14 protein-coding genes are annotated in these 14247 nt (G+C 60.5%); 5 read left to right on the forward strand and 9 right to left on the reverse strand.

Features of this window, described 5'->3' with window-relative positions; translation table 11 throughout:
- Positions 1-170: 170 nt before the first annotated feature.
- Positions 171-1481, forward strand: coding sequence for a sorbosone dehydrogenase family protein (locus QMK47_RS21830; RefSeq protein ID WP_320389320.1), 1311 nt, complete (start codon positions 171-173; stop codon positions 1479-1481).
- Between the two features lie 144 nt (positions 1482-1625).
- On the opposite strand, the gene QMK47_RS21835 is transcribed toward QMK47_RS21830, so the two are convergent.
- From QMK47_RS21835 to QMK47_RS21855, 5 genes are all read right to left on the reverse strand, one after another.
- Complete coding sequence (locus QMK47_RS21835) at positions 1626-2162, reverse strand: C40 family peptidase (protein ID WP_214509580.1); 537 nt, start codon at positions 2160-2162, stop codon at positions 1626-1628.
- 164 nt (positions 2163-2326) lie between these two features.
- Positions 2327-2953: a C40 family peptidase gene (locus tag QMK47_RS21840; RefSeq protein WP_214509579.1), complete on the reverse strand. Its 627-nt coding sequence runs from the start codon at positions 2951-2953 to the stop codon at positions 2327-2329.
- A gap of 212 nt (positions 2954-3165) precedes the next feature.
- Positions 3166-3870 carry a DnaA regulatory inactivator Hda gene (gene hda / locus QMK47_RS21845; RefSeq protein WP_003178999.1) on the reverse strand — a complete coding sequence of 235 codons (705 nt, stop codon included), beginning with the start codon at positions 3868-3870 and terminating at the stop codon, positions 3166-3168.
- 169 nt (positions 3871-4039) lie between these two features.
- The gene (locus QMK47_RS21850; protein ID WP_253477211.1) at positions 4040-5113 is read right to left on the reverse strand and encodes an AI-2E family transporter; all 1074 of its coding nucleotides are present in this window, start codon (positions 5111-5113) and stop codon (positions 4040-4042) included.
- Between the two features lie 32 nt (positions 5114-5145).
- The gene (locus tag QMK47_RS21855) at positions 5146-6204 is read right to left on the reverse strand and encodes a DUF2066 domain-containing protein (RefSeq protein WP_320389321.1); all 1059 of its coding nucleotides are present in this window, start codon (positions 6202-6204) and stop codon (positions 5146-5148) included.
- Positions 6205-6569: 365 nt separating this feature from the next.
- Between QMK47_RS21855 and purM the strand changes: the two genes are divergently transcribed.
- Genes purM through QMK47_RS21870 form a run of 3 tightly spaced genes read left to right on the forward strand, consistent with a single transcriptional unit; the run spans position 6570 to position 9000 of the window.
- Positions 6570-7628 carry a phosphoribosylformylglycinamidine cyclo-ligase gene (gene purM / locus QMK47_RS21860; protein ID WP_018610352.1) on the forward strand — a complete coding sequence of 353 codons (1059 nt, stop codon included), beginning with the start codon at positions 6570-6572 and terminating at the stop codon, positions 7626-7628.
- Positions 7628-8278, forward strand: coding sequence for a phosphoribosylglycinamide formyltransferase (gene purN / locus QMK47_RS21865; RefSeq protein WP_014339750.1), 651 nt, complete (start codon positions 7628-7630; stop codon positions 8276-8278). The genes purM and purN overlap by 1 nt, the downstream gene beginning before the upstream one ends.
- Positions 8279-8286: 8 nt before the next feature.
- Entirely contained in the window at positions 8287-9000 is a 714-nt protein-coding gene (locus QMK47_RS21870) for a DUF3108 domain-containing protein (protein ID WP_003204662.1), read from the forward strand.
- 192 nt (positions 9001-9192) lie between these two features.
- On the opposite strand, the gene QMK47_RS21875 is transcribed toward QMK47_RS21870, so the two are convergent.
- On the reverse strand, positions 9193-9669 hold the full coding sequence (locus tag QMK47_RS21875; protein WP_320389322.1) for a hypothetical protein: 477 nt from the start codon (positions 9667-9669) through the stop codon (positions 9193-9195).
- Between the two features lie 513 nt (positions 9670-10182).
- On the opposite strand from QMK47_RS21875, the gene QMK47_RS21880 reads away from it, so the two are divergent.
- Positions 10183-10377 (forward strand): hypothetical protein, encoded by a 195-nt coding sequence (locus QMK47_RS21880; protein WP_253477220.1) that lies wholly within the window; start codon positions 10183-10185, stop codon positions 10375-10377.
- Between the two features lie 81 nt (positions 10378-10458).
- On the opposite strand, the gene QMK47_RS21885 is transcribed toward QMK47_RS21880, so the two are convergent.
- The 3 genes from QMK47_RS21885 to relA all read right to left on the reverse strand — a co-directional run bounded on the left by QMK47_RS21885 (position 10459) and on the right by relA (position 14218).
- On the reverse strand, positions 10459-10998 hold the full coding sequence (locus QMK47_RS21885; RefSeq protein WP_214509576.1) for a DUF2058 domain-containing protein: 540 nt from the start codon (positions 10996-10998) through the stop codon (positions 10459-10461).
- A 26-nt stretch (positions 10999-11024) separates the two neighbouring features.
- Complete coding sequence (mazG, locus tag QMK47_RS21890) at positions 11025-11858, reverse strand: nucleoside triphosphate pyrophosphohydrolase (RefSeq protein WP_253477223.1); 834 nt, start codon at positions 11856-11858, stop codon at positions 11025-11027.
- 113 nt (positions 11859-11971) lie between these two features.
- Complete coding sequence (gene relA / locus QMK47_RS21895; RefSeq protein WP_214509574.1) at positions 11972-14218, reverse strand: GTP diphosphokinase; 2247 nt, start codon at positions 14216-14218, stop codon at positions 11972-11974.
- Positions 14219-14247: the final 29 nt, after the last annotated feature.

A 14247-nucleotide genomic window follows, 5' to 3' on the forward strand; every position in this document is an offset into this window, starting at 1 on the left:
ACATCAACACAGGCTGATACACCGCCATCGCGAGCAAGCTCGCTCCCACACTGGATTTTCAGCATGCACAAAATCCAGATACTGCCTGGCTGACAGGCCTACCCACGGTTGAACCATCGCGCGTCTACGCTCCTCTATGAATAACTACATGCATTCATAGGGAAGCCAGCATGCTCAAGCCCCCCCACCTCCTGATCGTCGCCCTTGCCGCCGGACTTGTCGCTTGTGGCGAGTCGTCCACCTTGCAAGTGTCCGACGGCACCGGCCCTGCGCCGAAACTGCCCGAACCGAACAAGACCCTGATCCCCACCGTCAACATCGCCGAAGCCGTCGGCTGGCCGCAAGGCGCCAAGCCAACCCCGGCCCCGGGCCTGCAAGTGGATGCATTCGCTGAAGGACTGGACCATCCGCGCTGGCTCTATGTGCTGCCCAATGGTGATGTGCTGGTGGCCGAAACCAACGCCCCGCCCAAGCCGGACGACGCCAAGGGCATCCGGGGCTGGGTGATGAAAAAAGTCATGGGCCGCGCCGGCGCAGGCGTACCCAGCCCCAATCGCATCACCCTGTTGCGCGACGCCAATCACGACGGCATCGCCGAAACCCGCACGGTGTTCCTGGAAAACCTCAACTCGCCGTTCGGCATGACCCTGGTCGGCAATGACCTCTACGTGGCCGATACCGACCGGCTGATCCGCTTCCCCTACAAGGACGGTGACACGCAAATCCAGGCGCAGCCGACCAAGGTCGTCGATCTGCCCGGCGGCACACTCAACCATCACTGGACCAAGAACGTGATTGCCAGTCGCGACGGCAGCAAGTTGTACGTCACCACCGGTTCGAACAGTAACGTCGCGGAAAACGGCATGGAGGCGGAAGAAGGTCGCGCCGCCATCTGGGAAGTGGACCGTGCCAGCGGCAATCACCGCATCTTCGCCTCGGGCTTGCGCAACCCCAACGGCCTGGCCTGGGAACCCCGCAGCGGCGCACTCTGGACGGCGGTGAACGAACGGGATGAGATCGGCAGCGACCTGGTGCCGGACTACATCACGTCGGTCAAGGACGGGGCCTTCTATGGCTGGCCCTACAGCTACTACGGGCAGAACGTCGATATCCGGGTCGAACCACAGAACCCGGCCCTGGTGGCCAAGGCCATCGCCCCGGACTACGCCGTCGGCCCTCACACCGCCTCATTGGGCCTGACCTTCGCCGAGGGCAGCAGCTTGCCTGCACCGTTTACCGAAGGGGCTTTCATCGGCCAGCACGGCTCCTGGAACCGCAAACCCCACAGTGGTTATAAAGTGATTTTCGTACCGTTCAACGGTGGCAAACCGGTGGGGCAACCCGTGGATGTGCTGACCGGCTTCCTCAACACCGCCGAAAAAGCCCAGGGCCGGCCAGTGGGCGTAGTGATCGACAAGCAGGGTGGGTTGTTGGTGGCCGATGATGTGGGGAACAAAATCTGGCGTGTTTCGAAGAACTAAGGACTGGAACCGAACCGTGGCGAGGGAGCTTGCTCCCGCTGGGCTGCGCAGCAGCCCCAAGCCTTTTGCGGTTGCTGCGCAACCGAGCGGGAGCAAGCTCCCTCGCCACAAGAGCCACTCCAGCAGAGTCGATCTTCTTAATCGTCAGGGATTACGCGCCAGATGCTCCGGCTGCAGCACACGCTTGGCGCCCAGGTAAGCCCTCTGCCAATAAGCCTTGGACAGGCTATCGAGCTTGACCGTGCCACCCGTGGCCGGCGCGTGAACAAAACGCCCCTCACCGACATAGATACCGGCATGGCTGACCTGGGCGCCGCCGTTGGTGGCAAAGAAAATCAAATCGCCGGTCTGCAAGGCTTCCTTGCCGACATCCGGGGCGCGCATGCCGATCATCTCGCGGGTGGAACGCGGCAGGGAAATGCCCGCAGCGTCGCGGTACACATAGCCAATCAGGCCACTGCAATCAAAACCCGAATCCGGCGTGTTACCACCCCAGCGATAAGGCGTGCCCACCAGGCCAAGCGCCCGGAAGAGCACATCTTCGGCGGCCGGGGAAAAGGGTTGCGCGGGAGCAAAGACCACCGGAGCCCGCACTGGAGCAGGCGGCGGTGGAGTGCGGCTGGCGCACGCGCTGAGCAGCGCGGCGAGGAACATGAGAGCGAGGCGGGCCGGCGTCGACATATGCAGAACAATCCTGATCTGGATGCGGCTTTTCTGCCGTGGGCATGAAAACAAATCCGCCTGCGGAGTACGCAGGCGGATTGCCATCAAACAATGATCAGGATTCTAGCGACTATATGGCAAACTTCAAGTAAGACTTTAAGTTTGCCTTACAAACTGTGTGCTTACTTGCGGGCAGTGACCACAGTCGGTGCCATGGCGAGGGCGCGCTTGGCTTCGATGAAGGTCTTGTTCCAGTAGCTGTCGCCCAGGCTGTCGATCCGCACGCCACCGCTGCGGCGGCTGCTGGAATGGATGAACTGGTTGTCGCCCAGGTAGATACCGGCGTGGCTGACACGACCGCGACGACCGTTGGTGCTGAAGAACAGCAGGTCACCGGGTTCAAGTTGGTTGCGAGCCACCAGTGGGGCGTTCACGTTGATCATTTCGCGAGTGGAACGCGGCAGGTTCATGCCGGCCTCTTCGCGGAACAGATAACCGATGAAACCGCTGCAATCGAAGCCGGCTTCAGAGGTACCACCAAAACGGTAGCGGGTACCGATCAACGACATCCCGCGTTCCAGGATGCTGTCAGCCAGTACTGGAAGCTGGTAAGGCTTGCTGCCGGCGAAGGCTGCGAGCTCTTTGTCGGAGGCCATTTCTTCCTGGAACGCAACGGAGGAAGACTGGGCGGTAACGGAGTTCTTGACCTGAGGTTGTGGCGCTTGCTGGGTCACTGGAGAGTGGGCAGCGCAACCAAACAACAGGGTAACAAGTGCGAGAGGCACGAGGGGTGCGAAGCGATTTAGCATGGGCACGACCGTGGCTGAAGTAGTAAAGATGGCGAGACTATGCCTTCTATCAACCTCATTTGCAAATTCAATCGATGCAAATGTGACTTCTCGGTTTTACGTTTACATCTAAGCGCTTAAGCCCATTTTGAACGTCACGTGGCCTGCAGCCCAGCAGGACCGCGGGTTTCGCCGCGCCCAGAACAGGCCAAGAGCCACTACTTGCAACGGTTCTACCAGCCCAAAGTTTCTTTCAAAAAAGGAATAGTCAGCTTGCGCTGGGCCTGGAGTGAGGCCTGGTCGAGGCGTTCGAGCAGTTCGAACAACGCGCTCATGCTGCGGGTGCCCCGGGTGAGGATGAAATGCCCGACTTCGTCGGTCAGGTGCAGGCCACGCCGGGACGCGCGCAGCTGCAAGGCACGAAGTTTGTCTTCGTCGGACAGCGGGCGCATCTGGAAAATCAGCGCCAGGGTGAGACGGGACTTGAGGTCCGCCAGCTTCACCGGCAGCTCCCGTGGCGACGTCGACGCGGCGATCAGCAAGCGCCGACCGCTGTCGCGCAACCGATTGAACAGATGAAACAGCGCTTCTTCCCAGTCAGCCTTGCCGGCCACGGCCTGGAGATCGTCCAGGCAGACCAGTTCGTACTGCTCAAGGTTGTCGAGGATTTCAACGCCGCGATCGAGCAACTCGGCCAACGGCAGGTACACCGCAGGTTCGCCCAATTGCTCGAACCGCAGGCACGCGGCCTGCAACAGATGCGTGCGCCCTACCCCGTCCTTGCCCCACAGATAGATCAGGCTTTCGGTCCAGCCGGCGTCGGCTTCGCAAAGCCGCTCGACATAGCCGAGTGCAGCGGCATTGGCGCCTGGGTAGTAATTGATAAAGGTGGCGTCATCACGCAGACGCACACCTAGGGGCAGCTGAATCGGTTTCATGCTGACTGAACAGTTCCTCGGGAACCGTTAGTGGCCTCTGTGTAAAGTGCGCAAAGTTTATACCCGTGGCGCGGACCGCACAATGCGCCGGACCACGAGCAAAATCAAAGGTTTGCAGCGGTAAGACAGCGGAGCGGCGGTTTCCCTGACGCTCCGCCCGACATTCGCCCTACAGATCAGGGTCTTCGGCGCCGCTATAGATGTCCGAATCCTTGTACAAATCGTGCATATGACGCACCAGCACCATGATCACCGCCGCCACCGGCAGCGCCAGCAGGATCCCGGTGAAGCCGAACAACTCGCCCCCCGCCAGGATCGCGAAGATCACCGCCACCGGATGCAGGCCAATACGATCGCCCACCAGCAGCGGCGTCAGCACCATGCCCTCCAGGGCCTGACCGACCATGAACACCGCGACGATGCCCACCATCGGGTACAGGTCGCCGCCGAACTGGAACAATCCGGCGATCAATGCCGCGCCAATACCAATCACAAAACCCATGTACGGCACGATGGCGGCCAGGCCGGCGATCAGGCCGATCAACAGCCCCAACTCCAGTCCCACCAACATCAGGCCTGCCGCATAGATGAAACCCAGGGCCACCATCACCAGCAGTTGCCCGCGCACAAACGCCCCCAACACTTCGTGGCATTCGCCGGTCAGGGTCATGATGCGTTCTTCACGATGACGCGGCAGCAGGCTGCGAATCTTCGCCATCATCAGATCCCAGTCCCGCAGCAGATAGAAGGCCACCACTGGAATCAGCACCAGGTTCGCCAGCCAGCCGATCAACGCCAGGCCCGAGGCCGTGGCCTGGCTCAACACCACGCCGACGATGTCGGTGGTCTGGCCCATGTGCTCGCTGATAGCCGCCTTGACCTTGTCAAACTTCCAGAAACCGTCCGCCAACCCCAGCTTCGACTGCACCCACGGCACCGCGCTGTGCTGCAACCAATCGAGCATCTGCGGCGCCAATTCGTACAGGCGCAACAGTTGCTTGGCGAGCATCGGGATCAGCACCAGCAACAGTGCGCCCACAATCAAGGTGAACAACGCAAACACCGCCACAACGCCCCAGGTTCGCGACAGGCCGAGTTTTTCCAGGCGATCCACCACCGGGTCGAACAGATAGGCCAGCAGCAGCGCAACCAGGAACGGCGTCAGGATCGGATGCAGCAAATAGATAAGCGCAATCAGCAGGGCAACCCCGCCCAACCAGAACCAACGCCGCGTATCGACCATGAACCACTCCTAGCTATATAAAGAAAGAAAACCTACCAGCGGAACCGCAGATTGGCTGCCGGCGCCGGCACAGGTGCTGCAACCGGGGCCAAGCCATCGGCGGCGGGCGGCGCCACTGGCACTGGCGCGACGGCCTCGCCGGGCGGGATCTCCTGCAGTTTCGCCAGGGCCAACTGCGCCTTCAGTTGTTCGGCACTGCCGTTGACCCGATAGACGATCCGGTCGCCTTCGACCCGCTGCAACTGCCCACCAAATGGTTCGAGCAAACGCCCAAGCGCCGCATACCGCTCAAGGTTCATACCCTGCACCTCCAGCAACTGTTCAGTCGCCACGCCCGGCTTGGCGACGAAGCGTGGCGCCAGGCGCTGGTTCACCGCCAGCATCACCGCGTCAGCCAGTGCGGCCGGATCGGCGCCCTGGGCAGTGCCCTGCTCACGCTGATCGCCCAGCCACAGGCGCCAGATGCCGTGCCACTGTCCACCCTCTTCCTTGGCATGGACCGCCAGCAAGGCGTCTGTCGCGTAGCGCTCCGAGGCATCGCGCAAAGGCGCCGGGTCGCTGCCTTCCAGGTTGGGTGCGGTGGCAACGATCTGCTCGCTCAAGTCCGCCAGCGGCAGGTGCAATGCCAGCCCCCGATGCTGGGCGGCACGCCGCAATGGCGTGGCGCTGGCCTGGCCATCGCCCACCAGGCTGGAGCCCTCGGCAGAGTCGTTCAGCCACCAGCCCAGGATCGATGGCCGGTTCGCGCCCCACAGCGACAAGCCTGCCGAGCGCAATGCCCGGTCGGTACTCGCCGGGTCGAAGTCCACCTTGAGGCTTTCCGGCGGGCCGGCGTCGTAGCCATATTGAAGAATGATCTGTTGCGGGTCCTTGCGGATCGCCGCCAGGCCAGGATTCTGGGCAGCCTTGGCGTCGCCGGTCAGGCGCAGCACCAGGGTGTCCAGGGCGCGCAGGGTCGCCTGGTTACGCTCCTCCGGGGTCTGGTTGCTGACCGGTTCGAGCACCTGATAGAGGCCATTGACGGTTTCGGCATGGCTCGCCAGGCTGATCAGCGACAAGCAGCTCACGGACAAGAATTTGAACAAACGCATGGAAGATTCCCGGACATAACGGCTGGAACAGGCCGTGTGAAGAAGATTGAGCATGGCTGTGACCACAGCACCCGGCAAAACATTCACACGCCCGGTGGAAGTTTCGCACGGTCATCACCATAACCGGTTACCGCTACACCTTATACAGACGCGCTACGCAGTACCAATATAAGAAATATCGGTTTTTTTCCGTGGATATGTCCCTGCCCGTCGGCGCGAGGATGGCCGCTGCCCCTCAAGCCTGATAAAATCGCGCGCCTTCGCAGACCGGCAATGGCTGGGCTCCCGGAATAATTAGTACAACGGTTATTCAATGGCCCCGGCGTCGGTCGTTACCCAGAAATCCCCCCCTAAAGGCCTGGATCATGAGCAAGCAACCCTCCCTGAGCTACAAGGACGCCGGTGTAGACATCGACGCCGGTGAAGCATTGGTCGAACGCATCAAGAGCGTCGCCAAGCGCACTGCGCGTCCGGAAGTCATGGGCGGCCTGGGCGGTTTCGGCGCCCTCTGCGAGATCCCGGCCGGCTACAAGCAACCGGTCCTGGTCTCGGGCACCGACGGCGTCGGCACCAAGCTGCGCCTGGCCCTGAACCTGAACAAGCACGACAGCATCGGCATCGACCTGGTGGCCATGTGCGTGAACGACCTGGTGGTCTGCGGCGCCGAGCCGCTGTTCTTCCTCGACTACTACGCCACCGGCAAACTGAACGTCGACACCGCCGCCCAGGTCGTGACCGGCATCGGCGCTGGCTGTGAGCTGTCCGGCTGCTCCCTGGTCGGCGGCGAAACCGCTGAAATGCCTGGCATGTACGAAGGCGAAGACTACGACCTGGCCGGCTTCTGCGTCGGCGTCGTGGAAAAGGCCGAGATCATCGACGGCTCGAAAGTCGCCGCTGGCGATGCCCTGCTCGCCCTGCCGTCCTCCGGCCCGCACTCCAACGGCTACTCGCTGATCCGCAAGATCATCGAAGTCTCGGGTGCCGACATCGAAAACACCCAGCTCGACGGCAAGCCACTGGCCGATCTGCTGATGGCCCCGACCCGCATCTACGTCAAGCCGCTGCTCAAGCTGATCAAGGACACCGGTGCCGTCAAGGCCATGGCCCACATCACCGGTGGTGGCCTGCTGGACAACATCCCGCGCGTGCTGCCAAAAGGCGCCCAGGCCGTGGTCGACGTAGCGAGCTGGACCCGCCCGGCGGTGTTCGACTGGCTGCAAGAGAAAGGCAATGTCGATGAAACCGAAATGCACCGCGTGCTGAACTGCGGCGTGGGCATGGTCATCTGCGTGGCCCAGGAGCACGTCGAGACGGCCCTGAACGTACTGCGTGAAGCTGGCGAGCAGCCTTGGGTCATCGGCCAGATCGCTATCGCGGCCGAAGGCGCTGCACAGGTCGAGCTGAAAAACCTTAAGGCGCACTGATGTCCGCAACCTGTGACGTGGTGGTGCTGCTGTCCGGCACCGGCAGTAACTTGCAGGCCTTGATCGACAGCACACGGACCGGCGACAGCCCGGTCCGTATCCGCGCGGTGATTTCCAACCGCGCCGATGCCTACGGCCTGCAACGCGCCAAAGAGGCGGGTATCGACACCCGCGTCCTGGATCACAAGGCGTTCGAGGGCCGCGAAGCCTTCGACGCCGCGCTGATCGAGCAAATCGACACCTTCAATCCGCAACTGGTGGTCCTCGCTGGCTTCATGCGCATCCTCAGCGCTGGCTTCGTGCGTCACTACCAGGGCCGCCTGTTCAATATCCATCCCTCGCTGCTGCCCAAATACAAAGGGTTACACACTCACCAGCGGGCGCTGGAGGCCGGAGACACGGAGCACGGCTGCTCTGTGCACTTTGTCACCGAGGAACTCGATGGCGGACCACTGGTCGTACAGGCAGTAATACCGGTAGAGTTGCACGACACGCCGCAAAGCCTGGCGCAACGGGTTCACGCCCGCGAGCACCAGATCTACCCGATGGCCGTGCGTTGGTTTGCCGAAGGAAGGCTGACCCTCGACGATCGCGGAGCCTCACTGGACGGCCAGTTGCTCGCCGCCAGCGGCCATTTGATTCGATACTAGGAGATTTTATGCGTCGCGCCCTGCTCTTCGCTTGCGCTCTGCTTGCCTTGCCCCTGGCACAGGCTTCGGAACTACAACCGTTCTCCGCCAGCTACACCGCCGACTGGAAACAGTTGCCCATGAGCGGCACCGCCGAGCGCAGCCTGACCAAGGAAGCCAACGGCACCTGGAAGCTGAGCTTCAAGGCTTCGATGATGATCGCCAGCCTGACCGAAGAAAGCACGCTGACCCTGGACAAGGACACGCTGCTGCCACAGTCCTACCACTTCGAACGCGGTGGCCTGGGCAAAGCCAAGAAGGCCGACCTGGACTTCGACTGGAACACCAAGATGGTCACCGGCACCGATCGCGGTGACGCGGTCAAGCTGCCGCTCAACCGTGGCATGGTCGATAAATCCACTTACCAGTTGGCCCTGCAGCACGACGTGGCGGCCGGCAAGAAAAGCATGAGCTATCAGGTCGTCGATGATGGCGAAGTCGATACCTATGACTTCCGCGTGCTGGGCTCGGAAAAAGTCGACACCAAGGCCGGCCAGATCGATGCGATCAAGGTCGAGCGCGTGCGCGACCCGACACAAAGCAAGCGCATCACCGTGCTCTGGTTCGCCAAGGACTGGGACTACCTGCTGGTGCGCCTGCAACAGGTCGAGACCGACGGCAAGGAGTACAACATCATGCTCCTGGACGGTACGGTCAACGGCAAGGCTGTGAAAGGCAGTTGATCGACACCGATAACACCAAGCCCCGCCGATGCGGGGCTTTTTATTGCCCGGATTCCAAACTCGCGCCCCACAGGTTCGAGTGCATAGAGGAGCAACGGCCACTTTTATAAACCTCACCCATACGGGTGAAAGTCATGAAAAATCTGCGCTTTACGCCCTTTTTAAATCCAATATATTTTAAATTTAATTTATTTATGGCTGCGCCGAAGGTTTCGTGCGAACGCAACTTAGTTTCCCCTTAATCGGCACAGAGGTATTAGTTTTTTTCTTTACCAGCACAACCCCTCTCACTGCAACTGAGCCCTCTGGAATACTTTTCAATTCCTCCAAGTTAACCCAACGAGTAGTAATAGGATGAATAATGGTTTTTATTTCGAAATTCCACTCTTGCGTAGAGCCGTCGCACCTTTCTGATTCAAACCGTATCGTCGTGGCCGAAGGTACATTATCAAGTTGAAAGTAAGTCATCTGATCATTTTTACATCCATAATACTGCATATCATAATAGCCATCTTTATCAGTAGGAAGACTACAGGAATCGCCTGTCCCTCCTTCTCTCTCAGAAAACTTAACGACCCCCTTTGGCATATCAGCAGCCATTACTGAATAGCCCCCCACCCAGCTGGATATAACGACAAACCCAACAAATATAACGTTGGAAAGATTCATCATATAACTCCTCTGACTACCACCCGCCATGGACTTCTACGACTGTTTCATCTCGAAAACAGACTAAGCACTGTCGACTATCACCCAAACACATCCCGTCGCGCCGCACTGGATAGAAGTAAACAAGATTTTGGGGAACGGGGTAACTGTCAGAGTTGACAGGTGCGCTAAAAAATCTCTTGCAGGCATGCCAATCGTCGAGCTTGTCCTGTTGCGACGGCTTGACCCTCCGCTTTGGGGGGAGGGATTGTCATTGACTGTGATGGCCTCTTCGCGAGCAAGCTCGCTCCCACAGAGGGCTTGCGCTCCCTCAAGGCTTGCCGCTGCAACATGAAACCTTTTTCATGAACAATACCTGCGACCGAATGCCGCGCACTGCCTGGCCTGCAGGATTGCTGCGCTTTCCATGAAAATTTCTTAACGCGCCGAAGCATTTACTTAGCACGCTACCAAAATCTATAACAAAGTCCTGCACACGCCTTGCTGCAGATAACAGAGATTGGAGCTTGCAAGATGACTGTGAAAGTAACTGAACGCGACGACGCTCACATGTCCCACGAAGGCATTGCCGCCGGTATCCGGATCTGGGATGTGCATCAACAGGATTTACTGGTGGGGATGTTCCACTCCGAAACGGACGCCCACAGCTACAAGGCCGAGCTGGAGTGTGAGGAGCGGCAGCGCTCGCGTGAGATGGCAGAATCCTGAACGATAACAACACCCCCTGTGGGAGCGAGCAAGCTCGCTCCCACAGGTGTTGTGTTTCAACTCAATGGCATTGCTTCCTGCTTACCACATCAAATCATCAGGAATCTGATACGCCGCGTACGGATCATCGGCATCCACTTCTTCGGTCTGGGTGTTGAGCTGGACGATGCGCAGGGGGTCGCGTTCCTGGATCTTCAGGGCCGCCTCCCGCGGGATCACTTCGTAGCCGCCGGCATGGTGGACAATCGCCAGCGAGCCACTGCTCAGCTTGTTGCGCATCAGGGTGTTGACCGAGATGCGCTTGACCTTCTTGTCGTCGACGAAGTTGTAATAGTCCTCAGTGGTCAGCTTCGGCAGGCGCGAGACTTCGATCAATTGCTTGATCTGCGCGGCCCGAGCTTTCTGCTCGACCTTTTCCTGCTGCTGACGGTTGAGTTCCTGGTCGCGCTTGACCTTCTCGGCCAAAGCTTGCTGGGCGGCACGCTGCTGGGAGTCATCCAGTTCGATCTGGCCTTTATGGGCCAGGCGTTGCTGCTTCTGTTTCTCTTTGCCGACCTGCTTGGCCTGCTTTTGGTTGACCAGCCCTGCTTTGAGCAACTGGTCGCGAAGGGAAAGGCTCATGGTGCTTACTCACTTAGGCAACGGCCTCAGCCACAGCTGGGCAAATTCTTTTCCTGACGTTTGGCTTCGCCCCACAAGGCGTCCAACTCTTCGAGGGTGCAATCTTCCATGGGACGGTGGGTGTCGCGCAATGCCTGTTCGATAAATCGGAACCGCCGCTCGAACTTTCCGTTGCCGCCACGCAGGGCGGTTTCCGGGTCGACCTTGAGGTGGCGAGCCAGATTCACCACGCTGAACAGCAGATCGCCGATCTCGTCGCTGATGGCCACCGGATCGTTGTCGGCCATGGCTTCGAGCACTTCGTCCAATTCCTCCCGGACTTTGTCGAGCACCGGCAACGGGCCTGGCCAGTCGAAACCGACCTGAGCCGCACGCTTCTGCAACTTCGCCGAACGGGACAACGCCGGCAGCGCCCCCGGCACATCGTCGAGCAACGACAACTGCTCGGGCGCAGCGGCTTTCTCGGCCCGCTCCTCTGCCTTGATTTCTTCCCAGCGCTGCTTGACCTGCTCTTCGCTCAGGCGCGGGATATCCACAGGCGCATACAGGTCACCGGTAGGAAACACATGGGGATGACGGCGGATCAACTTGCGGGTGATGCTGTCGACCACGCCGGCGAACTCAAAGCGGTTTTCTTCCCGGGCCAGTTGGCTGTAATACACCACTTGGAACAACAGGTCGCCCAACTCGCCCTGCAAATGATCGAAGTCGCCGCGCTCGATGGCATCGGCCACTTCGTAGGCTTCTTCCAGGGTATGAGGGACGATGGTCGCGTAGGTTTGCTGGATATCCCACGGGCAGCCGTACTGCGGGTCCCGCAGGCGGTTCATCAGGTGGAGCAGATCTTCAAGGCTGTACATCAATCCATCCCATCACAAAAAAGCCCTGTGGGAGCGAGCTTGCTCGCGATTGCGGCTTTTCAGTCACTACATCCTTCATCGCGAGCAAGCTCGCTCCCACATTAATCACGGGGTCACCCCGGCGTCCGGTTACGCCGGGTCTCGATGATGTTCGGCAACTGGGAAATCCGCCCCAACAACCGCCCCAGCGCATCCAGCCCCGGAATCTCGATGGTCAGGGACATCAGCGCGGTGTTGTCTTCCTTGTTCGAACGGGTGTTGACCGCCAGCACGTTGATCCGCTCGTTCAGCAACACCTGGGACACGTCACGCAGCAGGCCGGATCGGTCGTAGGCGCGGATGACGATGTCCACCGGGTAGGTGAGCACCGGCACCGGGCCCCAACTGACCTGGATGATCCGCTCCGGCTCGCGACCGGACAGTTGCAGCACCGAGGCACAGTCCTGGCGGTGAATGCTCACACCACGGCCCTGGGTGATGTAGCCGACGATCGCATCCCCCGGCAATGGCTGGCAGCAGCCGGCCATCTGGGTCATCAGGTTGCCCACGCCCTGGATCTGGATATCGCCGCGCTTGCCTGGCTTGTAGCCGGTGGCCTTGCGCGGGATCAGCTCCAGTTGCTCGTTGCCCCGCTCCGGCTCCACCAGTTGCTGGGCCAGGTTGACCAACTGCGCCAGGCGCAGATCGCCGGCACCGAGGGCGGCGAACATGTCCTCGGCGGTTTTCATGTTGGCTTTTTCGGCCAGCTTGTCGAAATCCACTTGCGGCAGGCCCAGGCGACCGAGCTCACGCTCGAGCAGGGTCTTGCCAGCGGCGACGTTCTGGTCGCGAGCCTGCAACTTGAACCAGTGGACGATTTTCGCCCGTGCCCGCGAGGTGGTGATGTAGCCCAGGTTCGGGTTCAGCCAGTCGCGGCTCGGCGTACCGTGCTTGCTGGTGATGATCTCGACCTGTTCACCGGTCTGCAGGCTGTAGTTGAGCGGCACGATCCGCCCGTTGATCTTGGCGCCACGGCAGTTGTGGCCGATCTCGGTGTGGACCCGGTAGGCGAAGTCCAGCGGCGTCGAGCCCTTGGGCAGGTCGATGGCGTGGCCGTCGGGGGTGAAGATATAGACCCGGTCCGGCTCGATATCGACCCGCAGCTGTTCGGCCAGACCGCCGATGTCACCCAGCTCCTCATGCCACTCGAGGACCTGGCGCAGCCAGGAGATTTTCTCTTCGTAGTGGTTGGACCCGGACTTGACGTCGGTGCCCTTGTATTTCCAGTGGGCGCAGACGCCCAGCTCGGCCTCCTCGTGCATGGCATGGGTGCGGATCTGCACTTCCAGTACCTTGCCCTCGGGGCCGATCACTGCGGTGTGCAGCGAGCGATAGCCGTTTTCCTTGGGGTTGGCGATGTAGTCGTCGAACTCCTTCGGAATGTGCCGCCACAAGGTGTGGACGATCCCCAGCGCGGTGTAGCAGTCACGCATTTCCGGGACCAGGACGCGAACGGCGCGAACGTCGTAGATCTGGCTGAATTCCAGGCCCTTGCGCTGCATTTTTCGCCAGATCGAGTAGATGTGCTTGGCCCGGCCACTGATGTCGGCTACCACGCCGGTGGCCTGCAACTCTTCGCGCAGTTGGGTCATCACATCGGTGATGAAACGCTCGCGATCCAGGCGCCGCTCATGCAACAGCTTGGCGATCTGCTTGTACTGATCGGGTTCCAGGTAGCGGAAGGACAGGTCCTCCAGCTCCCACTTGATATGACCGATGCCGAGACGGTGGGCCAGGGGTGCATAGATATCGAACACCTCCCGGGCGACGCGATTGCGTTTTTCGTCATCGGCAGACTTCACGGCGCGGATGGCGCAGGTGCGTTCGGCCAGCTTGATCAGCGCGACGCGCACATCGTCGACCATCGCCACCAGCATCTTGCGCAGGTTTTCCACCTGGCCCTGGGTGCCCAGCACCATGGACTGGCGCGGGCTGAGGCTGGCGCTGATGGCGGCCATGCGCAGCACGCCGTCGATCAGCTTGGCCACCACCGTGCCGAAGCGCTGACTGACCATCGGTAGCTGGATCTGCCCTTCGCGCACGCCGCGGTACAGCACCGCCGCCACCAGCGAATCCTGGTCGAGCTTGAGGTCAGCGAGAATTTCGGCGATCTCCAGGCCCGTCTGGAAACTCGAGGTGCCTTCGGACCACAGGTTCTTCGCCGCATTATGTTGCTGCTCCGCCTCACGAGCGAACTCGCAGGCGGCCTTCAAGGCTTCGCGATCCAGAGCCATGTCGACGCTGACCGCATGATCGAGCCAAGCCTCGAGATTGATACTGCCGTCGGTGTTGATCGGCTGGTGTGCTCTCACCTGTACCATCTTTACTTACCTTCCCTACGACGCAGATT

The organism is Pseudomonas sp. P9_35 (assembly GCF_034008205.1).
Lineage (GTDB): Bacteria > Pseudomonadota > Gammaproteobacteria > Pseudomonadales > Pseudomonadaceae > Aquipseudomonas > Aquipseudomonas kilonensis.

What these genes read in the sequence shown, in the direction of transcription:
- QMK47_RS21830 (WP_320389320.1), top strand. Translation starts at nt 171, where the DNA reads ATGCTCAAGCCCCCCCACCTCCTGATCGTCGCCCTTGCCGCCGGACTT.
- QMK47_RS21835 (WP_214509580.1), bottom strand. Translation starts at nt 2,162, where the DNA reads ATGTCGACGCCGGCCCGCCTCGCTCTCATGTTCCTCGCCGCGCTGCTC.
- QMK47_RS21840 (WP_214509579.1), bottom strand. Translation starts at nt 2,953, where the DNA reads ATGCTAAATCGCTTCGCACCCCTCGTGCCTCTCGCACTTGTTACCCTG.
- hda (WP_003178999.1), bottom strand. Translation starts at nt 3,870, where the DNA reads ATGAAACCGATTCAGCTGCCCCTAGGTGTGCGTCTGCGTGATGACGCC.
- QMK47_RS21850 (WP_253477211.1), bottom strand. Translation starts at nt 5,113, where the DNA reads ATGGTCGATACGCGGCGTTGGTTCTGGTTGGGCGGGGTTGCCCTGCTG.
- QMK47_RS21855 (WP_320389321.1), bottom strand. Translation starts at nt 6,204, where the DNA reads ATGCGTTTGTTCAAATTCTTGTCCGTGAGCTGCTTGTCGCTGATCAGC.
- purM (WP_018610352.1), top strand. Translation starts at nt 6,570, where the DNA reads ATGAGCAAGCAACCCTCCCTGAGCTACAAGGACGCCGGTGTAGACATC.
- purN (WP_014339750.1), top strand. Translation starts at nt 7,628, where the DNA reads ATGTCCGCAACCTGTGACGTGGTGGTGCTGCTGTCCGGCACCGGCAGT.
- QMK47_RS21870 (WP_003204662.1), top strand. Translation starts at nt 8,287, where the DNA reads ATGCGTCGCGCCCTGCTCTTCGCTTGCGCTCTGCTTGCCTTGCCCCTG.
- QMK47_RS21875 (WP_320389322.1), bottom strand. Translation starts at nt 9,669, where the DNA reads ATGAATCTTTCCAACGTTATATTTGTTGGGTTTGTCGTTATATCCAGC.
- QMK47_RS21880 (WP_253477220.1), top strand. Translation starts at nt 10,183, where the DNA reads ATGACTGTGAAAGTAACTGAACGCGACGACGCTCACATGTCCCACGAA.
- QMK47_RS21885 (WP_214509576.1), bottom strand. Translation starts at nt 10,998, where the DNA reads ATGAGCCTTTCCCTTCGCGACCAGTTGCTCAAAGCAGGGCTGGTCAAC.
- mazG (WP_253477223.1), bottom strand. Translation starts at nt 11,858, where the DNA reads ATGTACAGCCTTGAAGATCTGCTCCACCTGATGAACCGCCTGCGGGAC.
- relA (WP_214509574.1), bottom strand. Translation starts at nt 14,218, where the DNA reads ATGGTACAGGTGAGAGCACACCAGCCGATCAACACCGACGGCAGTATC.